General features: G+C 52.2%; 15 protein-coding genes. 14 read left to right on the top strand and 1 reads right to left on the bottom strand.

Features of this window, described 5'->3' with window-relative positions; translation table 11 throughout:
* Positions 1-3: 3 nt before the first annotated feature.
* Positions 4-1569, bottom strand: a complete 1566-nt coding sequence (locus tag LBW88_RS07365; RefSeq protein WP_224931295.1) for a TerC family protein — start codon at positions 1567-1569, stop codon at positions 4-6.
* 792 nt (positions 1570-2361) lie between these two features.
* On the opposite strand from LBW88_RS07365, the gene wbaP reads away from it, so the two are divergent.
* From wbaP to LBW88_RS07295, 14 genes are all read left to right on the top strand, one after another.
* A complete protein-coding gene (gene wbaP, locus LBW88_RS07360) occupies positions 2362-3795 on the top strand; it encodes an undecaprenyl-phosphate galactose phosphotransferase WbaP (RefSeq protein WP_224931297.1) in 1434 nt (477 codons plus the stop codon).
* Between the two features lie 299 nt (positions 3796-4094).
* Entirely contained in the window at positions 4095-5225 is a 1131-nt protein-coding gene (locus tag LBW88_RS07355; RefSeq protein WP_224931299.1) for a polysaccharide export protein, read from the top strand.
* A gap of 8 nt (positions 5226-5233) precedes the next feature.
* The gene (locus LBW88_RS07350; protein ID WP_224931301.1) at positions 5234-5668 is read left to right on the top strand and encodes a protein tyrosine phosphatase; all 435 of its coding nucleotides are present in this window, start codon (positions 5234-5236) and stop codon (positions 5666-5668) included.
* A 12-nt stretch (positions 5669-5680) separates the two neighbouring features.
* A complete protein-coding gene (wzc, locus tag LBW88_RS07345; protein ID WP_224931303.1) occupies positions 5681-7858 on the top strand; it encodes a tyrosine-protein kinase Wzc in 2178 nt (725 codons plus the stop codon).
* 239 nt (positions 7859-8097) lie between these two features.
* Positions 8098-9015, top strand: coding sequence for a glycosyltransferase family 2 protein (locus LBW88_RS07340; RefSeq protein WP_224931305.1), 918 nt, complete (start codon positions 8098-8100; stop codon positions 9013-9015).
* 72 nt (positions 9016-9087) lie between these two features.
* A complete protein-coding gene (locus LBW88_RS07335) occupies positions 9088-9840 on the top strand; it encodes a glycosyltransferase family 2 protein (RefSeq protein WP_224931307.1) in 753 nt (250 codons plus the stop codon).
* 85 nt (positions 9841-9925) lie between these two features.
* A complete protein-coding gene (locus tag LBW88_RS07330; RefSeq protein WP_224931309.1) occupies positions 9926-10960 on the top strand; it encodes a glycosyltransferase in 1035 nt (344 codons plus the stop codon).
* A gap of 109 nt (positions 10961-11069) precedes the next feature.
* Complete coding sequence (locus tag LBW88_RS07325; protein ID WP_224931311.1) at positions 11070-13280, top strand: phage tailspike protein; 2211 nt, start codon at positions 11070-11072, stop codon at positions 13278-13280.
* 197 nt (positions 13281-13477) lie between these two features.
* Entirely contained in the window at positions 13478-14740 is a 1263-nt protein-coding gene (gene wcaK, locus LBW88_RS07320) for a colanic acid biosynthesis pyruvyl transferase WcaK (protein ID WP_224931313.1), read from the top strand.
* Positions 14741-14743: 3 nt separating this feature from the next.
* Positions 14744-15967 carry a glycosyltransferase gene (locus tag LBW88_RS07315; protein ID WP_224931315.1) on the top strand — a complete coding sequence of 408 codons (1224 nt, stop codon included), beginning with the start codon at positions 14744-14746 and terminating at the stop codon, positions 15965-15967.
* A complete protein-coding gene (locus LBW88_RS07310) occupies positions 15964-17304 on the top strand; it encodes a lipopolysaccharide biosynthesis protein (RefSeq protein ID WP_224931317.1) in 1341 nt (446 codons plus the stop codon). Before LBW88_RS07315 ends, LBW88_RS07310 begins: the two co-directional genes overlap by 4 nt.
* 514 nt (positions 17305-17818) lie before the next feature.
* Complete coding sequence (gene galF, locus LBW88_RS07305) at positions 17819-18712, top strand: UTP--glucose-1-phosphate uridylyltransferase GalF (protein WP_224931319.1); 894 nt, start codon at positions 17819-17821, stop codon at positions 18710-18712.
* A 44-nt stretch (positions 18713-18756) separates the two neighbouring features.
* Positions 18757-19770: a UDP-glucose 4-epimerase GalE gene (galE, locus tag LBW88_RS07300; protein ID WP_224931321.1), complete on the top strand. Its 1014-nt coding sequence runs from the start codon at positions 18757-18759 to the stop codon at positions 19768-19770.
* A 531-nt stretch (positions 19771-20301) separates the two neighbouring features.
* Positions 20302-21717 carry a mannose-1-phosphate guanylyltransferase/mannose-6-phosphate isomerase gene (locus LBW88_RS07295; protein WP_224931323.1) on the top strand — a complete coding sequence of 472 codons (1416 nt, stop codon included), beginning with the start codon at positions 20302-20304 and terminating at the stop codon, positions 21715-21717.
* Positions 21718-21727: the final 10 nt, after the last annotated feature.

Genomic DNA, 21727 nt, shown 5'->3' with positions numbered 1-21727 from the left:
CAGTTACTGTGCTAACTCTGCCGTGGGCACAATTTCCACTTTCTGTACCCGATGATTTTCCACCTGCAACGTACGCAATAAATAATCCCCCACCTGTAACTCTTCACCCTCTTCAGGCACGTGCTGTAGACTGTCCATCAATAATCCGGCCAGCGTGTGGTAATTGCGTTTCTCATCCAGCGGTAAATGCACATAGGCGGCCAAATCTTCTAAAGGAATATGTCCGTTCGCCACCCAGCCGCCGTGCGGTAAGGGCTGGATGTCATAGCGCGCATCAATCTCCTCGCCTTCATTCGGCAGATTCCCGGCGATGGTTTCCATCAGGTCACTCAGGGTGACGACGCCTTCCACCGATCCAAACTCATCGACCACAAAGGCAAAATGGGTGCGAGCGTGACGGAATTGCTCCAGTGCTTGTAACAAGGTCAGGCGTTCGGGAAAGATCAGTGGCTGTTTTACCAGTGAACGTAAATCGAGCGAATGGCTGTGCAGCGACTGATGCAGCAAATCAATCACATGTACCACGCCGAGCGGGTCCCGCCCTTGTTCGGTAATCAGAATGCGGGTGTGCTGATTGTTATCCAGCTTGGTCATAATCGCGGCCGGATCTTCACTCAGGTCGATGTGCTCAATATCGTGGCGTGACGTCATGATGCTGCTGATATGCCGTTGCCCCAGTCCGAGCACGCGGGCAATCATACGCCGCTCCTGGCGATTAAATAATGCCCCTTCCTCGCTGTCGCTAAGTAATGAAGCGGTATCGGCGTCCAGCTCGGCGCGCTGAGCTTCACCGCGCAGAATGCGCAATACGGCTTCTGAGGTGCGCTGGCGCAGCGGGCGTCCGGCGTTAAGAAAGCGGCGACGATTAAATAACGCCAGCTGATTAAACATCTCGATCAATATTGAAAAACCAATCGCCGCGTAGAGATAGCCTTTCGGAATAATAAAGCCGAGGCCTTCCGCGACCAGGCTGAAGCCAATCATCAGCAGGAAGCTCAGGCAGAGAATCACAATGGTAGGATGGCCATTCACAAAGCGTGTGAGGGGCTTACTCGCCAGCAGCATCAGCAAGATGGCGACAGTCACCGCCGCCATCATCACCGGTAGCTCGTTCACCATGCCGACGGCCGTGATCACCGCATCGAGCGAGAAGATGGCATCCAGCACCACAATTTGCGCGACCACTGGCCAGAATTTAGCACCGTTCTTACTTTGACCGCTCTCTTCGTCACTACCCTCCAGACGACTATTGAGTTCCGTGGTGGCTTTATAAAGAAGAAACAACCCGCCGGAGAGCAGCATCATATCGCGCGCACTGAAGTTGTGCTGGAACAGGGTAAACAGCGGTTGAGTGAGGGTCACCAGCCAGGAAAGCGAGGCCAGCAACACCAGTCGCAGCAGCAACGCCAACAGCAAACCGATCACGCGCGCACGGTCACGCGCCGCAGGCGGTAACTTTTCCACCAGAATGGCAATAAAAACCAGGTTATCAATACCCAGCACCAGCTCGAGAACGATTAGCGTCACTAATCCTGCCCAGAGCGACGGATCAAGGATCCACTCCATCATGCTTTCATCACCTGAATGTCTGAAAATGCGTTTTGTCTGATGATAGTTAATCGGCAGGCAAGGTACAAATGGGGTTCAACGCGCTATATCAGCGGATTGCCCTGGGTTTTAGGCATATTCTGAGAAAACGCATTTCGTCGATAAGATGAAAGTATGGATAAACTTCACCGTAACGTGATAGTGACGATTAATTCTAATCTTCACAGGCCTGCGTACGTTTTTAATACGAAGTCGTCTGAGGGTGAGTATCGAATTATTCTGAATTTTACACAGGAATGGGCTGAAAGGGATGGCATCAATACTTATGGCTGGTAGTCTTTTTCCTAAAATAGTGCAGGGGACACGGGGCCTACTTGTAAACAAGCCAGTAATAACTAGTATAGCAACGTGTTAGTAAATGTCTGCGCCGATGTTGTTAATAGCGCGCTGTTTAGCTTCTTAATGTTGTGAATTGTGATCGTGCACGGGATTAGCCTGCCGCTGGCTAAGAATAATCTCAGTGATCACGATAAAAATAGATGTGATTGCAGCGGTATTGGCAGCGACAGCCAAGGGCGGTAGCGTGCCTGAAGTGCTTTTCTCCGTTCAGATTAGGCCAGCCATCATGGCAAGGGAAGTCAGACTAATCTGTTGGTATTTATTGCAATTCTTTGGCTTTACTAAAAAGAGAATTGGCATATACATCGGAGCGTTTGCCGCAGATTGCCTCCCCGCTTGCAGTGGATATATCGCTCATTTATTACACAGGGCAGAGGCGTTAGGGATTAGGGAAATAAAATAAAAGAGTTAAATATGCGCGATAACCAAATTACATATAAAAGTCTCCTCACTAAAATTTTACTGGCGTGCTCGGATTTAATTTGTTTCAACGCGGCATTGTTTATTGCTCTGGCGGTGATTAATTCGTTCACAGATTCTCCACTGGCAGATATATCTGAAAAATACCTGCACTTAAAAATCGCCACCCATGTTTGTCTATCCGTTATTTGCGTAGGCTGGTTCTGGGTTCGCCTGCGTCATTACACCTATCGCAAGCCATTCTGGTTTGAGCTGAAAGAGATATTTCGTACCATTCTTATTTTCTCTGTCATCGATTTGTCAATTTCAGCATTATCGCAATGGCAGCTGTCGCGCTTTGTCTGGGTCACGACCTGGATTCTGGCGTTGATTTTAATTCCACTGGCGCGCGCCATCTCTAAGCGCGTACTGAATCACTTCGGTATGTGGAAAAAACAAACCATCATCATCGGTAGCAGCCGTAATGCGCAGGAAGCCTGGCAGGCGCTGCAAAGTGAAGAGGTGATGGGTTTTGATGTGATTGCCTTCTTCGATGTGGATGGCAGCTGTCCGCAGGCCAGCATCTCTGGCGTACCGGTGCTGCACAATGAGCAAGAGTTGTGGCATCTGACGCACAGCGAAACCCAGTTCATCGTGGCGGTGGAGTTTGAACAGAGTCATCATCGCGACAACTGGCTGAAAATGCTGGCGATGCACAACTGCCGTTCAGTCTCTGTGATTCCTACTTTGCGCGGTGTACCGCTGTACGGCACCGACATGGCTTACATCTTCAGCCATGAAGTGATGATCCTGCGCGTGAACAACAATCTGGCGAAACGCACCTCTCGCTTCCTGAAACGTGCTTTCGATATTGTTGGCGCTCTCGGCATCATTCTTGCGCTGTCACCGGCGTTGCTGGTTCTCGGCTTTATGGTTGGACGCGACGGCGGTCCGCCGATTTACGGGCACGAACGTGTCGGCATGAACGGCCGTAAATTCAAATGCCTTAAATTCCGCTCGATGGTGATCAACTCGAAAGAGGTATTGGAAGAAGTGCTGCGCACCGATCCCGTCGCTCGCGCCGAGTGGGATAAAGATTTCAAACTGAAGAACGACCCGCGTATTACCAAAGTTGGCCACTTCATCCGTAAAACCAGTCTGGATGAACTGCCGCAGCTGTGGAATGTGGTACGCGGCGACATGAGCCTTGTAGGCCCACGTCCAGTAATTGAAGACGAACTCTGTCGTTATGCCGGTGATGTTGATTATTACCTGATGGCGAAGCCAGGCATGACGGGATTGTGGCAGGTCAGCGGTCGTAACGATGTTGACTATGAAACGCGCGTCTATTTCGATTCGTGGTATGTCAAAAACTGGTCGCTGTGGAATGACATCGCGATCCTGTTTAAGACAGTGGGTGTCGTGCTGAAACGCGATGGCGCTTATTGATAGATGAAGGGCAGGGGACGAAATCATTATCCCCGTCTGAAGTGCCGGTGCTGGGAGTGCCTTAACTGACAACTGCCACTATCGAGCCTGAATAGAGTCGGTGATTTGCCGGCAGGGTAATCACCGACTTTACTTGATGTCGTCTCAGGGCACGGTGACAACATAAAAACCAAGGGAGCGAATAATAATGACCCACAGTTTCAGTGTTTAACCCGTCAGTTTTATTTTTTTATAAGACGCTACACAGCGGCGTTTTCGCCTCTATCAATCATTAACTGATAGCGAAGAATCAGATGATAATGAAAATTAAATTGATACCTTTACTGGTATCCGCGACTTTTCTCTCCGGGTGCACCATTGAACCAGGTTCGCACCTTTCCACTGGCGGAAAAGATGTCATTGAGCAACAGGATAGCAACTTTGACATCGATAAATATGTAAACGTCTTCCCGCTGACGCCGCGTCTGGTTGAACAGATGCGACCGAAGCCACTGGTTGCACAGGCCAATCCGGCGCTGCAAACCGAAATTCAGAGCTACGAATATCGCGTGGGCGTCGGCGACGTGCTTAACGTCACCGTGTGGGACCACCCGGAATTGACTACACCAGCGGGCCAATATCGTAGCTCAAGTGACACCGGTAACTGGGTACAGGCAGATGGCACTATTTTCTACCCGTACATTGGTAAAGTCCGTGTAGCAGGCCGCTCGGTAACCGAGATTCGCTCTGAAATTGCGCGTCGTCTTGCCCAGTACATTGAAAGTCCTCAGGTTGATGTCAATATTGCAGCGTTCCGCTCACAGAAAACCTACGTGACCGGTTCGGTGACCACCTCAGGACAGCAGGCGATTACCAACGTACCGCTTACCGTGCTCGATGCCGTTAACGCCGCCGGTGGCTTAGCCGCCGATGCTGACTGGCGTAACGTGGTGCTGACGCATCAGGGCAAAGAGCAACGTATTTCACTGCAGGCGCTGATGCAAAACGGCGACCTGAGCCAGAACCATCTGCTGTATCCAGGCGATATTCTCTACGTCCCGCGTAACGATGACCTGAAAGTCTTCGTCATGGGCGAAGTGAAACAGCAGTCTACGCTGAAGATGGACCGCAGCGGCATGACGCTGGCGGAAGCGCTGGGCAATGCGGCAGGGATGGATCAAACCACTTCTGATGCCACCGGCGTCTTCGTTATTCGTCCTATTCGCGGTGCCAACCGCACCAAGATCGCCAACATCTATCAGTTGAATACCAAAGATGCGGCGTCAATGGTGATGGGCACTGAATTCCAACTGGAGCCGTACGACATCGTCTACGTCACCGCTACACCAATTACCCGTTGGAACCGTGTGATTTCCGGGTTGCTGCCGACCATCGTTGGTGTCGACGATGCAAGCTCCGCAGCTCTGCGTTTCCGCAATTGGTCTGACTAGGTTCAATCATGATCAAGTCCGTGTTAGTCGTCTGCGTCGGCAACATTTGCCGCTCTCCTACGGGGGAGCGTCTGTTCCAGCGCGCGCTGCCTAAAACCCGGGTGGCTTCTGCAGGGCTCGGTGCCCTGAAGGGCTATCCGGCAGACCAGACTGCCAGCGATGTCGCCGCCAAACACGGCGTGTCGCTGGAAGGCCATCATGCTCAGCAGTTAACGGCCAGTATGTGCCGCGACTATGACCTGATTCTGGTAATGGAGAAGCGCCACGTTGAGCAGGTGAATCGTATCGACCCAGCCGCTCGCGGAAAAACCATGCTGCTTGGGCACTGGCTCAACCAACAGGAAATTGCGGATCCGTACAAAAAAAGTCGCGAGGCCTTTGAAGAGGTCTACGGGTTACTGGAAAACGCTACCCAGAAATGGGTAAACGTACTAAGCCGATAGTTGGGAATATCCATGAATATTAAAAACAAGGTTATGACCGCGCCAAAAGAAGATTCGAATGGATGGGATCTGGCGCATCTTGTGGGACAGCTGATTGATCATCGTTGGATCATTGTGGCCGTTACCGCCTTCTTCATGCTGGCAGGAACGCTCTACACACTGTTTGCAACGCCTATTTACAGCGCTGACGCCATGGTTCAGGTAGAACAGAAGAATACCGCTTCTGTTCTGAATGAATTGCAGGATGTGCTGCCAACCACGCCAGCATCTGATACGGAAATTCAGATTGTTGAATCGCGTATGGTGCTGGGTAAAACGGTCAATGACCTCGGTCTGGACACCGTGGTGCAGCAGAATTACTTCCCGGTGATTGGTAAAGGTTTATCTCGCCTGATGGGCAATAAGCCAGCGCAAATTGCCATCTCGCGTCTGGAAATCCCTAAGTCAATCGACAAGCGTACCGTCGAGCTGGAAGTGACCGGCCCACAGACCTACACCGTCACCAAAGATGGCGATGAGCTGTTCAAAGGCCGCGTGGGTCAGCTGGAGCAGCACGGTGATGTCACCATGCTGGTTAGCGGCATTCAGGCTGACGAAGGCACCAGCTTCAACGTCACCAAGTTGAGCGACCTGCAGGCGATTAAAAACGTGCTGGGCGCACTGACTGTTGCCGACAAAGGTAAAACCACCGGTGTGCTGGGCCTTGAGTTCCAGGATGAAGATCCCGAGCAGGCGAGTCGTGTACTGAACCAGATCGTGAATAACTATCTGCTGCAGAACGTGGACCGCAAGTCTGAGCAGGCTGAGAAGAGCCTTGAGTTCCTGCGTACACAGCTGCCACAGGTTCGCACCGGTCTGGATGATGCGGAGAACAAGCTCAACGCCTATCGCCGCCAGAATGAATCGGTAGATATGTCGCTGGAAGCGAAATCGGCGCTCGATTCATCTGTTAGCGTGCAGAGCCAGTTGAATGAACTGACCTTCAAAGAAGCCGAAGTGTCTCAGCTCTACACCAAAGATCACCCGACTTACCGCGCGCTGCTGGAAAAACGCAAAACCCTGGAAGACGAGCAGGCAAAACTGAACAAAAAAATTGCCGGTATGCCGCAAACCCAACAGGAAATTCTGCGTCTGACCCGTGATGTGCAGTCAGGTCAGGAAATCTACATGCAGCTGCTGAATCGCCAGCAAGAACTGGGCATCAGCAAAGCCAGTACCGTGGGTGATGTGCGCATCATTGACGGTGCGGAAACCGCCGGTAGCCCGGTGGCACCGAAGAAACTGCTGATTATCGTTGCCAGCTTTATTCTGGGTCTGATGCTCTCTGTGGGTCTGGTGCTGCTGAAAGCGCTGTTCCACCACGGTATTGAGAACCCTGAGCAGCTGGAAGAGCTGGGCATGAACGTCTATGCCAGCGTACCGCTGTCAGAATGGCAACGTAAGAAAGATACCGAAGCTCTGGCGCGTCGCGGTCACAAAGAGAAGAGTGACCCACACAATACGCTGCTGGCATTGGGTAATCCGACTGACCTCTCCATAGAAGCGATTCGTAGCCTGCGTACCAGCCTGCACTTCGCGATGATGGAAGCCAAAAACAACATTCTGATGATTACGGGTGCCAGCCCAGGTATTGGTAAAACCTTTATCTGTGCCAACCTCGCGACTCTGGTATCGAAAGCAGGCCAGCGTGTGCTGTTCATCGATGGTGACATGCGCCGTGGTTATACCCATGAGCTGCTGGGTTCAGAAAACAAATTGGGTCTCTCCAATGTGTTGTCCGGTAAAAGCGAGTTCTCACCGACGATGATTCAGAAAGGCGTGTACGGTTTTGATTTCCTGCCACGCGGTCAGGTGCCACCGAACCCGTCTGAACTGCTGATGCATCGTCGCATGAGCGAGTTGCTGGACTGGGCGAGCAAGAACTACGACCTGGTGCTGATTGATACACCACCAATTCTGGCGGTCACCGATGCTTCCATCATCGGTAAGTTGGCCGGTACGTCGCTGATGGTGGCGCGTTTCGAAACCAACACCACCAAAGAGTTGGATGTCAGCTACAAGCGCTTCGCGCAGAACGGTATTGAGATTAAAGGCGTCATCCTTAACGCCGTGGTACGTAAAGCGTCGAATGCCTACGGTTATGGCTACGACTACTACAACTACGAATACGGCAAAGAAACTAAAAGCTAAGTAACACTCAGGGGCGGATTATCCGCCCCTTTTTCTTCCTCTTCATCACTCAAATTATTGAGAGGAAGCTTTGATTTGAACATACACACAGCACAGTCTTAGGAACTTCCGTGATGGATCGCAGCAGCTCAATGAGAAAGAGAAATAACGGTATGATTTTTCAGAACAAAGCCGATTCCTTTCTGAGGGCTGTCCGCGTTACCGTTAAATCTGGAACAGCTGTTTAAGAGGTGCTGGCAATGCAGGACATCCGCTTCTCAATTGTAATCCCCGCGTATAACGCGTCGAAATCAATTGTCACGACGCTTGATTGCGTCAAAGCGCAAACCTATCGCAATTTTGAAGTCATCATCGTCGATGACAAATCGGCTGATGCAGCCGAACTGGCGCAGGTCGTACGCAGTGAGCGCTATCAGGATCTGGACATCAAGCTGGAACTGTCGCAGGTCAAACTGAACGGTGCGGGCGCCCGCAACAAAGGTATCGAGCTGGCTGAAGGCGATTTCATCAGCTTCCTGGATGCCGATGATGAATGGGCCGCCGATAAGCTGCTGACCGTGCACGACACCATCAGCAAACTGGAGGCACAGGGCAAATCGCGCTATGTGATTTTCAGCCAGGTGAACATCCATCAGGACGGTAGCTTCCTGAAAGTGATGCCGATGCAGCCGCCGGGTAAAAACGAAACCGTGGCGGAATATCTGTTTGGCTGTTACGGCTTCATTCAGACCAGCACCATTGTATTGAAACGCGAAGACGCCGATAAAATCCGTTTTGATGCGCGCTACATTCGCCATCAGGATTATGACTTCTGCATCCGCGCCGATCGCATGGGCTACGCGTTCGTGATGATCGACAAGCCTTTGGCAACGTATCACCTGGTGACCAAATTTGGTTCCAAACACAAAGGCGAATCGGTGAAGTACTCCTTCTTCTGGCTGGATACCATGAAGCCGCATCTGACGGCGCGCGATATCCATACCTATAAAGCGTTCAAGCTGCCGCTGCGCTACAAGATGGACGGTAAATCGCTGTTAGCCAGCCTGAGCTTTGCGCGCTATTTCTTCCTGACCAACCGTGATAATCGCGCTTACTTCATGAATCGCCTGCTCGATAAAGTGAAATCGCGCTTTTCCGGTGGGCGAGCCGTTTCCTGATTCATTTTAAAAAATTTCACTTGCTCCCACATCGGGAGCAATTTTTTGGTTCCTGACACTCCGGGTATACAAATGACAAATCATGTTGGCACCGTCGGTATTGTGATGCCGATGTATAACGCGCGTAAAACCGTATTGCGTGCGGTTGAGTCCATCGTCAATCAGACCTACAGCGATTGGCACCTTTACCTGGTGAACGACCAGTCCACCGATGATTCGCTGGCCTTTGTGCGTGAGCACTGCACGGACGCGCGGATTACGATCCTCAATAATGAGGTCAACCTCGGTGCTGCGGAAACGCGTAACGTTGGCCTGCGCGCGGCGAAAGAGGAGATTATTGCTTTCCTCGACAGCGACGACGAGTGGCACGCTGACAAGCTCGCCGAACAGACTGCGGCAATTGCGGCAGGCGATGACTTTGTCATCACGCATTACCACTACAAAACCAAAAGTGCCGACCACGATATTCTCTACAGCAAACCCTATCTGCAGCAGGAAAACTTCGTGAAGAAGCAGTATCGCGTCTGCTTCTCTTCCGTGTGTTTCCGCCGTCCTCCTCAGGGCATCTTCTTCCAGCGTAAAGGACATGAAGATTTCCTGTTCCTCTACGAACTGTTCCTCCGTTACAAGCAAGCTCGGGTGATCCAGAAGACGCTGGTCAACTATTACGAGCTGGGCGATTCACTCTCGCGCAACAAGAACAAAGCGGCAAAATGGCACCTCGAATTATTAAGAATTATCTATAAAAACAATCCGTTAAAAATCTATTACTATTACGGCTGGTATATGGTGAACGGCGTTCTCTTCACCCTGAAGCATCGTTAAGACCCTGTATCTTTCGCATTGTCGCTGTGTCGACAGCGCGAAGGATTTGGGCCTTAAGTTCAAATTTTGAGGTGGAAAGCGTTTTATGAAAAAGATCGTTTTAGTGATTAAGGATGCCTACTCGTACGCGGGTACGGAAAACATCTGTAATTTCATGTCGGAGTGCCTCGGAGAGCAGCACGCCGTCACCATTTATTCGCTGGAAGGACACGGCAAAACCTTTTATCCGTTCGATCGCGTTAAAGAGATTGTCAGCTTTGAAGGGCACAGCAACCCGATTAAAAGCGCCGTGGCGCGCATTCATCAGGAAGGCTTCGACAGTGTATTCCTGATCAGCATGGGCCGCCTGAGCGTGATGTTCGCCTTCTGGAATTTGATGGCGATGAAGAAAAAACGCTTTAAAGCCTACGCCTGCGAACACATTGCCATTAACTCTTTCAGCAAGCCTATTAAAGCGCTGAAGTGGATGCTGCTGCGCTATTACGACCAGGTCATCGTTCTGACGGATAAAGATCACCAGGTGTTCAATCGCTGGAATATCGCCAGCAAGCAGATTCCCAATCCAGTGGTGTACAAAGCATTTCAGCGCCAGAGCCGCAGCCGCCAGGCGTTGGCGGTGGGGCGTCTGGATCATCAGAAAGGCTTCGACCTGCTGCTGGATATCTGGGCTGACTTCAGCAAGACCCATCCTGAATGGAAGCTGGTGATTGCCGGTGACGGCGAATTGCGTCAGCAGCTACAGGATCAGGCCGCGGCGTTGGGCATTACCAACAGCGTTAACTTCGTCGGCAAAGTCAGCAATATCAACGATTACTACCGCGATAGCGACATGGCACTGATGACCTCGCGCTATGAAGGTCTGCCGCTGGTGTTGCTCGAAGCGAAATCCTGGTCATTGCCGGTGGTGGCTTATGACTGCCCAACCGGCCCGCAGGAGATCATCAATCACGGTGAAGATGGTTTCCTGGTGCCGATGAATGACAAATCAACGTTTCTGGCGCGGATGGAACAGCTGGCGAGCGACGATAGCCTGTTCTACGCCATGAGCGAAAAAACCAAAGAAACGGCGCTGAAGTTTGACGGTAATCAGATCAAACAAAGCTGGCTGGCACTGGTTTAGCCACATCATTCATGCCGCCAACGCGCCTGTGGCGTGAAGTATGACGGCTTAATGCCTCCGGGATCACACTTACGGCCTCATGGCCCAATATGACCACGGGATTGAAAGCATGAAAAGAAGAGAAGTCTTGCAGACCGCAGCCTCCTCCATTGTTGCCGCGCTCTCAGTGAGTGCATTTTCCAGCTACGCCGCAAAAAGTGGTCAACCTGCGCTGAAATCGGTCGATCCGTCCAGCGTACCGCAGGGCGACGTGCCGATTCTGACGCCGGAAAACGTCTACACCATGCCGCCGCAGTTCTGGCAGAACTTTGAGGGCAAGCTGTGGATCGGGAAAGCGGGTAGTGATGCCAGCCAGTCGGGCAACCAGATTCCGGTATTCCTGCGCGATGCCAAAGGCAAAGTCTCGCAAATCAGCCAGCCGATTGCGTTGAACAAGGGCAACTTTGCGCAGTTCATCCACGATAATGCGGCGTTGATTGCCGATCCCGCGCACTCGATGGTGGTGGAAGACAATCAGGGTAATATGCTGTTCTCGATTACGGATGTCTCGCGACCGAATCAGAGCAATTTCAGTCAGCGCCTGGCGCAGCCCAATGGTTATCAGCTGATTGGCGAAATCCCTTCCGTTGAAGAATTGCGCAAAACGCGTCCGCTGTTTGCCGGTGCCAAAATCAAGCTGAAAAGCTGGCACGAAGGGCTGGAAGTGGGCGGCGGCGAGTTTGTCGGCACTTACGGCGACGGCAAAGAAGATGGTGGGGTGATCTTCGCCGGTAACGGTTTCTACTGGCGTCGCGTGGTAGAAGATTTCAACCGCCTGACGCTGTTTGATTTTGGTGCCATTGCCGATGGCAAAACCGATGCCGCGCCAGCCATCAAAGCGATGTATCACTGGTCGAGAGATGCCGATCAACCGATCTGCGTGCAGTTCCCGGCCGGCACCTTCTTTGTTTCCGCCTGCGATTTCGGCGATGAACAACTGCGCTTCTTCCGTATTTCCGGCGCGATGGTGAACTTCGGTTACTTCCCGGCCACCACGCTGGTTTCAGATGGTCGATCGGAGTTCGTGTTCTCGGTTAACGCCCGCTGGACCGAAATCTCTAACCTCAATTTCAACGGCAACAACGACCAGCGTCCGAATAAGCAGGGATTGTTCCACAATACCTGTCCGGGCGGTCAGTTCTTCCGTGGCGCCTGTCTGCGCTTTAATCGCGTGGGCGGCGTCTGTTTGAGCCTGATGGATACGCTGGATTGTAAAATCGACCAGTGGTATGCCGAAACCTGTACCGGTGATGTAATTAAAGCCACCTGGTCCGGGCAGAAGATCGGCGTCTGGGATCACAGCACCGCGATTGAGCTCTCCAACTTCAATGCGCAGCACTGTTCCGGCGGCATGGTACTCAATCTGCCTCGCTGTGGTCAGTCGATCATTCATAACGGCTGGATTGAGCATACCGAGCATCCGGGTGATATCTCCGACGGGCAGTGGATCATCGATGCGCTGAGTCTGGAAGATTGCAAAAATCCGCTGATTGCTCACAACTCGCGCCTCAACATGCGTCAAACCAATCTGCAATCCGGCAGCTGGATCGACAACTCGCTGCAGGGCAAACCCTGGCTGAGTATGTGGGAGATGGGCTCGACGCGCGTCGAATCCTACGGCGTCGCCATCGATGGCAGCCTGAAATACAACTACATCACTTCGCGTTTCCGCCTCAGCAATAACACCAATCAAGAGACCTGGTTCGAGCTGGGTAACTTCTACTCGCCGACGGTGGGTGATAGCTGGGAAATCGAGGTGTTTGGTCAGTCGCAGTTTAACAACGGCACGATGAATCAGCCGCTGATGGATCCCATCGGCGGTAAATCCACCGGCGGACGCGCGGTGATTCATCTGCAACGCAAAACCAAAAATGCGGAAGCCAGCTGGTCGGCAGAGGGCAGTTCGCCAGTGCTGGAAGTGCGCTTCGATCCGCGCAGTGAAACCGACGCCAAAGTGTTCGTCAAGCTGGCCGGCTGGATGCCGACGGCGGTAGTGCTGATTAAGAGCACCGCGAAGGATCGCTTCCTCACCGGACGCTGTGCCCGCGTGGACGCCAAAATGGACAAAGGCAATCCCACCAGCGGCAGCCAGCAGGCACCGCAGCGCTTTAGCCTGCACAACGGTAAAGCGGGGATTGGCGGCAATGAGCAGGGCGATCTGCTGCTGGCCTCACGTGCGCTGAAACCGGAGCAGGTAGATACACGTGAGCCAAAAGGGTTTGTCTCGGTGGTGATCAACGGTGAGCAGGTGGCGTTACCCTATTTTGCAGTGAAGTCGTAATGCAGTAACCGGAGAGGGCGCAGCCGTTTGCGCCCTCTTCAGAAAGAGGTTGGGAGCGGCCTTCAGGTCGCCCGTTTGAGGACAGATTTTCTATTTTGGGCATTGTTCCCATTGCAGTTTTTTAACGCAGAGTTCACTTTGCCCGTTCAGGAAATGGCGTGGCTTGTAAAAATTAAAAAAATTTATCTGGAGTGTTTATGAAGATTTTATTGGTGGGAAACCATACCTGTGGAAATCGTGGGGATGGCGCGATTTTACGTGGACTGATCGACTCTTTGCAGTCTGCGCGTGGCGACCTCGATATTGACGTGATTAGTCGTTATCCAACAAGCTCCGGGTACTTATTGCAACAGGATATCCAGCAAGACTCCCTGTTTCTGCATAACAGCAAATCAGCGAAAGGGCTGGTGGGCAGCGTCAAACGTAAAGTGGCCAACCGTCTGATGCCTGAAATCATGATGGCGCATCTGGGCAAAGGTGGCGTATACAAATCGTTTTCCGTGCCGCCACATCTGGCACAGTTCACCAAAAGTCTGGAACAGTATGACGCGATCATTCAGGTGGGCGGTTCGTTCTTCGTCGATCTGTATGGTGTGACGCAGTTTGACCACGCGCTCTGTGCGTTGATGGCGAAAAAGCCGCTGCACATGGTCGGTCACTCTGTCGGCCCGTTTGAGAATCCTCGCGTGAATGCGCTGGCCAACTTCGTGTTTGATCGCGTTGATAGCCTGGTGCTACGAGAAGAAGTCAGCTTTGACCGCCTGAAACAAGACGGCGTCACCACCAGCCGCGTGAAGAAGGGCGTGGATACCGCCTTCCTGGTGAAAGCACGTGAGGTGGAGAACCCAAGCCACAACCTGCTGCACTGGAAAAACATCATCAGCGCACGTAAAACCATCGCCATTACCGTGCGTGAACTGGCACCGTTCGATAAACGTCTTGGCGTGACGCAGAAAGAGTACGAAGCGGCTTTCGGTAAGGTCATCAACGCGATGATTGCCGAGGGCTATCAGGTGGTGGCTTTCTCTACCTGTACCGGCATCGACAGCTACGCCAAAGACGACCGTATGGTCGCACTGACGCTGCGTGACCACGTCGATAATCCTGAGCATTACCACGTCATCATGGACGAGTTCAACGACCTCGAACTCGGCATCCTGCTAAGCCATTGTCACCTGACAATCGGCACCCGCCTGCACTCCGCCATCATCTCCATGAACTTCGGTACACCAGCCGTTGCCATCAACTACGAGCACAAATCGCTTGGCGTGATGAAGCAGCTTGGATTGCCGCAGATGGCCACCGACGTGCAGAGCCTGATGGATGGTTCGCTGATCGACAAAGTGCAAACCGTGCTGGCCGACTACGACAACGTGAAGCGCAAAGTGGATACCGCGGTGGAGCAGGAGCGTGAAATTGGCAACCGCATTACGGCAGAAATTCTCAACGTGCTGGGGTAAGTGATGAAGCTGACCTTTTTCACCATGCGTTTTCCGGTTGCCTCTGAGACGTTTGTCCTCAATCAGGTGACGCATTTCATCGATGCAGGCTATGACGTGGAGATTATCTCCGTGTTTCCAGGCGATATGATCAATCGCCACGCTGCGTTCGATGATTACAATCTGGCAGCGAAGACTCACTATTTACTGCCGGAAGAGAAAGTTTCGAATCTCGATAAGCTGACGCAGCGGATTGGCTTGATGCTACCGAAAATTGCCAAGCCGGCATTGCTTAAATCGCTGAATGTCGGGCGCTACGGCCAGCAGGCGAAAAAGCTGCTGCTGCCAGCGATTGTCGCTAACGCGAAGCAAACTTTCACCGCCGATGTGTTCCTGGTGCACTTTGGCTATGCCGGTGCGCTGGCCAACAAACTGCGTGAGCTGGGCGTGCTGAAAGGCAAGCAGGCTACGGTGTTCCACGGCGCGGATATCTCGCGCCGCCACATTCTCGAAGAGCACAAGCTCGACTACGTCAACCTGTTCAAACAGAGCGAACTGATGCTGCCGATCAGCCATCTGTGGGAGAACAAGCTGATCGAAATGGGCTGCCCACGTGAGAAGGTGCATGTCACGCGCATGGGTATCGAACCCGAGAAGTTTAACTTCAGGCCGCGTGAGGCGTTTCATCAGCCACTGCGTATCGTTTCGGTGGCGCGTTTAACCGAGAAGAAAGGCTTAGACGTGGCGGTGAAAGCCAGTGAAATCCTGCGTAACAACGGTGGGCAGTTTGAGTTCACCATCATCGGTAACGGTGAGCAGGACGGCATGATGCGTGAACACATCGCGCGCGCCGGACTGGAAGCGTTTGTCACCATGCCGGGCTTTAAGCCGCAGGATGAGATTCGTCAGGCGCTGAACGATGCCGATATCTTCCTGCTGCCGTCCAAAACCGCAGCTGATGGTGATATGGAAGGCATTCCGGTGGCGTTGATGGAAGCGATGGCGGTGGGATTACCGGTGGTCTCGACCTATCACAGCGGCATCCCGGAGCTGATTCAGAACAACGTCAGCGGCTGGCTGGTCACCGAGAACGATGCCGAGGAGTTGGCGGACACGCTGCTGCGCCTGTCGCGTGGTGATGTCGATGTCGCGCCGGTAGTGGCTGCCGCGCGACACAAAGTGGAAACCGAGTTCAATCAGCACATCGCTTATGGTGAGCTGGCCAAAATTCTGGAGCGCATGGTGTGAGCGGATTAAAAAAACAGGCCGTCTGGCTGTTTGGCAGTACCTGCTTCGCGGCGTTGCTGCAGGTGTTACAGCTCAGCGTTCTGGCGCGTAAGCTGGAAGCACATGAGTTAGGTTTATTAGCAATTATCAACGCCATTCTGGCAGTGGCGACGGTGTTGCAGGATATGGGGATGAGCAGCTACATCGTGCATCGCCAGGACATCAATCGCCGCCAGCAGAGTACGATTTATTGGGTCAACGTCTCGCTCAGCTTGTGTACCGGTTTAATTATGCTGGCGATAGCCTTCCCGGTGGCGTGGTTCTATCACCTGCCAGAACTCACCGGGCTGATCATGCTCACCAGCCTCAACTTCCTGGTGCTGGGACATCTGTCGCAGTATCAGGCGCACTATGTGAAATCGAAACGCATGGTGACCCTGGCGAAGATTGAGATGGCCACCAAGCTGTTCGCGTTTATCTGTACTGTAGCGATGCTCTATTACACCTCATTAACGGTGGCGGCGGCGATCCTTGGGCTGTTCATCAATGCCTTCACGCGCATCCTGTGCATGATCTATTTCGGTGAGAAGTCGTGGCGTCCAACGTGGGAGTTTGAAGGATCTACCTTCATCAGCGCGGTCCGTTACGGTATCTACCAGCTGGGTTCGCAGACCATTAATCAGCTGCGTACCCAGGCGGATGCGTTGATCGTCGGTAAAGTGATGGGCGCGGAGATGCTGGGGATCTACTCGCTGGCAAAAGAGCTGATTCTGCAGCCGCTGAAACTGGTATCGCCGGTGATTAACCGCCTGGCGCTGCCGCGTTTCGCCGAGAAGCAGCACGATCCGGAGCAGCTGAAAAAACTGTTCCTGAAAGGCACCTTCGTCATCATGCTGTTCAGCAGCGTGATGTACCTGGCGATTGGCATTCTGTCACCAGTGATTGTGCGCGTGCTGTACGGTGCATCGCATGAGCAGGTTTACCATCTGATTCCGCTGATGCTGCTGTTCGGCATGCTGCGTCCGATGGGCGGCTTAACCGGCGCGATTTCGCAGGCAAACGGCAAGACTAACGTCGAGTTCTACTGGAATATCGTCGCCAGTCTGGTGGTGGTAGTGGTGTTAGCGACAACCTACATCTGGCCGAACGTGCTGTATGTGGCGCTGACGCTCTCCATCTCGCAGGTGCTGATTTCTGCCTTTGCGCATCCGTTCTTCATCAAGCCGGTGATTGGTATCCGCTTTATGCCGTATGCCCGTCAGTGGGTTTCGGTGTCGGTGGTGTTTGTCGGCCTGATGCTGCTGGTCAATCACTTCAACTTGTTTGTGATGCCGGAGTGGTTTGAGGGTTGGCTGTAGCTTTTGCCATCAATCCTCGCAAAAATCCGTAGCGGTGCCATTTATGGCACGTTCTGGCCGTAGTGATACTGCTGGCATGCGCGATAAATCGCGCCGCTACGTTTTTCCGCAGGTTTGCATACGTAGCGGCGCCATTTATGGCGCACCATGGCCGCCGTGATACTGTCTGAATGTGCGATAAATCCTGCCGCGACGTTTTTTGCGGGCTATCATGCGTCGCGGTACATGGCATGACGTCATTAAAACCCGAGCACCCTCGTCAAAATCCTCCTCCTGCATTCTGCAAATCAATGGTCTTATCATCCGTGCTTTTACCATCAATCCCTCACTGTTTTTCAGCAGTTTAGCGGGTTCATTTTCGCAGTGTCAGGCGAAGCGGCAGCCAGGCTTTTTGGCGATTTCTGATGGCGTGACAGAGAGTTAGTGCCGGATTTTCAGATAAAGATTATACTTGCTGCACCGGCCGATCCTGCATAATCGACCCCACGTATTCACTTCATGAAATGGAATAAATATGACCAAGCTTAAAGCAGTAATCCCGGTTGCGGGTCTCGGTATGCATATGCTCCCTGCAACAAAAGCTATCCCGAAAGAGATGCTGCCAATCGTCGACAAACCAATGATTCAATACATCGTTGACGAATGTGTGGCGGCGGGCATCAAGGAGATTGTGCTGGTCACCCATGCTTCCAAAAATGCAGTGGAAAACCACTTCGACACCACTTATGAGCTGGAAGCGCTGCTTGAAGCGCGCGTAAAACGTCAGCTGCTGAGCGAAGTGCAATCAATCTGTCCTCCTGGCGTGACTATCATGAACGTGCGTCAGGCGAACCCGCTGGGCCTCGGCCACTCTGTGCTGTGTGCACGTCCAATGATCGGTGATAACCCGTTCGTGGTGGTGCTGCCAGATGTGCTGCTGGATGACTCAACCGCTGACCACCTGCGCTACAATCTTGCGGCGATGGTGGCGCGTTTCGAAGAAACCGGTCACTCACAGGTGCTGGCGAAACACATGCCGGGCGAAGACCTGACCGAATACGGTGTTCTGACCACCGAACAGCCGATCGATAACCCAGGCGACATCAGCACTATTACCAACATCGTTGAAAAACCAGAAGCGGGCCAGCTGGATTCAGACCTGACTGCGGTGGGTCGTTATGTGCTGTCTGCGGATATCTGGCAAGAGCTGGAAAATACCGAGCCGGGCGCATGGGGCCGTATCCAGCTGACCGATGCCATCGCATCACTCAGCAAGAAAAAACCGGTAGATGCACAATTGCTGACCGGTACCAGCTTCGACTGCGGTAAAAAATTGGGCTACATGCAGGCCTTCGTTTCTTACGGTCTGCGTAACAACGCGCAGGGTCGTGATTTCCGCGAAGCTATCCAGAAAATCCTGGCGAAATAATCCATTCTCATGCCGCGCCGCTTGCGCGGTTTAAAGGAGTACACATGGCTATTTTGGTAACGGGCGGAGCAGGGTACATCGGCTCCCATACGGTGCTGGCGCTGTTAGAGCGCGGTGACGACGTTGTGGTCCTGGATAACCTTTGCAACGCTTCGCGCGAAGCGGTTAATCGCGTGGAGAAGCTGTCTGGCAAGAAAGCGGTGTTCGTTGAAGGCGACATCCGCGATCGCGCCTGCCTGCGTGACCTGTTTGCCGCCAACGACATCTCGGCAGTGATTCACTTCGCCGCATTGAAAGCCGTGGGCGAATCCACGCGCATGCCGCTGGAATACTACGAGAACAACGTGGCAGGCACCGTGGTGTTGTTGGAAGAGATGCGCGCCGCTGGCGTGTGGAACTTTATCTTCAGCTCCTCAGCGACTGTTTACGGCGCCGATGCACCGGTTCCTTACGTGGAAACCACGCCAATCGGTGGCACCACCAGCCCGTACGGTACCTCTAAGCTGATGATCGAATTCGTGATGCGCGATTTCGCGAAAGCTGACCCGAATTTCAAAGCCATCGCGCTGCGCTACTTCAACCCGGTTGGCGCGCATGAGTCTGGCGAGATTGGTGAAGACCCAACCGGTGTCCCTAACAACCTGCTGCCGTATATCGCACAGGTGGCGATTGGTCGCCTGGAGAAGCTGGGCGTGTTTGGCGATGACTACGACACGCCAGACGGCACCGCACAGCGCGACTACATCCACGTGGTGGATTTGGCTGAAGGGCACTTGAAGGCGCTGGACCACCTGCCAAAAGTCACTGGTTATAAAGCGTATAACCTTGGCGGCGGAGTCGGGTTCTCAGTGCTGGAGATGATCAAGGCGTTCGAGAAGGCTTCTGGTAAAGCGATTCCGTTTGAGTTCAAGCCACGCCGTGATGGCGATCTGCCGGCGTTCTGGGCGGATGCGACGCTCGCTAACAATGAGCTGGACTGGCGTGTGACACGTGGGATCGACGCGATGATGCGCGACACGTGGAACTGGCAGAGTAAGAACCCGGATGGGTTTAAGTAACTCTCGATGAATTGATCAAAACCCGGCATCTGCCGGGTTTTTTTATGGCTAAATTTACTAACATCATGTTTGTTGGTTTTTTAATCAATCGAGTGATTTTAGACACAGATTATTCCTAAACCCCGGCAAATAAGATTAATGTTCAAACTCTATATGCCCTTGTTTGACCATGCACGAACCGCGAGCTTTAACTATCAGAAAAAGCAACTATATTCAATGAGGTCAATAGGTTGGATTTAAGCGAAACGATTAGGTGATATAAAACTTCGTAACAGTCGCATAAGACAATAACCATGTTATTTCACCAGCACAAAATGTATTATTTGCGGTGGCTTTGGTGTTGGCTGAGGCTTGACGAATAATTAACCGTATCATGTAAAAGAGGCGGAGCACACAAAATTGACTTGTTACACAGCATATTGGTTGCTGCAAGCCAAGGGCGGTAGCGTGGCTGTTTTTTATAATGCATTGAAAAAATAACCCGCTCTAAATAGATAAAGCAGTTTTAAATGACACATTAGAGGTTGTGGAATGTTACTTCCCGTAATTATGGCCGGAGGAACCGGCAGTCGTTTGTGGCCCCTTTCACGCGAACTTTATCCAAAGCAATTCATCAGTTTGCATGGGCAGCACTCAATGCTGCAGGAAACCGTCAACCGCTTAACCGGAGTTGAAGCACGCGCTCCTCTGGTTATCTGTAACGAAGAGCACCGCTTCCTGGTCGCCGAACAGCTTCGCCAAATCAATAAGCTTTCTCACAACATCATCCTTGAACCGGTTGGACGTAATACTGCCCCAGCCATTGCTCTCGCTGCGCTGAATGCGATTGAGCAGGGAGATGACCCTGTACTGCTGGTGTTGGCTGCAGACCATGTCATTGAAAATCGTGCGGCATTCCATCAGGCGATTACTACAGCTACTAAATATGCCAAGCAAGGCCATTTAGTCACCTTCGGTATCGTGCCGACAGGTCCTGAGACAGGCTACGGCTATATCCATCGTGGAAGTCAGATTTCGGATGATTTGAACGCCCCATTCGGCGTACAACGCTTTGTCGAAAAACCCAATCTTAAAACAGCGGAAGATTATCTCGCATCCGGTGAATATTACTGGAACAGCGGTATGTTTATGTTCCGCGCAAAACGTTACTTGCAAGAGCTGGAAAAATTCCGCCCTGATATTCTTGAAGCCTGTCAGCGTGCAATGGCGAACGTGAAAGAAGGCAGTGACTTCATCAGCATCGATAAAGATGACTTTATCGCTTGTCCTGATGAATCCGTTGATTACGCGGTAATGGAACAAACCGATGCAGCTATAGTTGTGCCATTGGATGCAGGTTGGAGTGATGTAGGTTCATGGTCAGCGCTGTGGGAAGTAAATGAGAAGGATGCTGCGGGTAACTCACTGAAGGGCGACACTTTCCTGCACAACACTAAAAATTGCTATATCAACAGTGAAGACCAATTAGTCGCAGCCATTGGTGTAGAAGATCTTGTGATCGTAAATACCAAAGATGCCGTACTGGTTGCGCGTAAAGATCAGGTGCAGGACGTAAAACGTGTCGTTGAATTCCTGAAGTCAGAATGTCGTAGTGAGTATCGCCGTCACCGTGAAACCTATTGGCCATGGGGTCGTTGCGATCTGATCGTTAACACCGGACGTTTTAACGTAAATCGTATTACGGTGAAACCGGGTGAATCCTTCGAATTACAGATGCATTACCATCGCACTGAACACTGGGTGATTCTGTCTGGTACCGCGAAGGTGACGATTCAGGATAAGACCCTACTGTTAACTGAAAACCAATCTACCTTCATTCCTATTGGTCACCAGCACACGCTGGAAAACCCTGGCAAAATTCCTTTAGAGCTATTGGAAATCCAGTCTGGTTCATACCTCGGTGATGACGACCTCATTCTGATTAAAGAGCAATTTGCCCGTAAATAAGGATTCAAAG

The sequence above is a fragment of the Pantoea sp. alder81 genome (assembly GCF_020179835.1).
Classification (GTDB): domain Bacteria; phylum Pseudomonadota; class Gammaproteobacteria; order Enterobacterales; family Enterobacteriaceae; genus Pantoea.
This window is presented reverse-complemented; position numbering and strand designations above follow the sequence as displayed.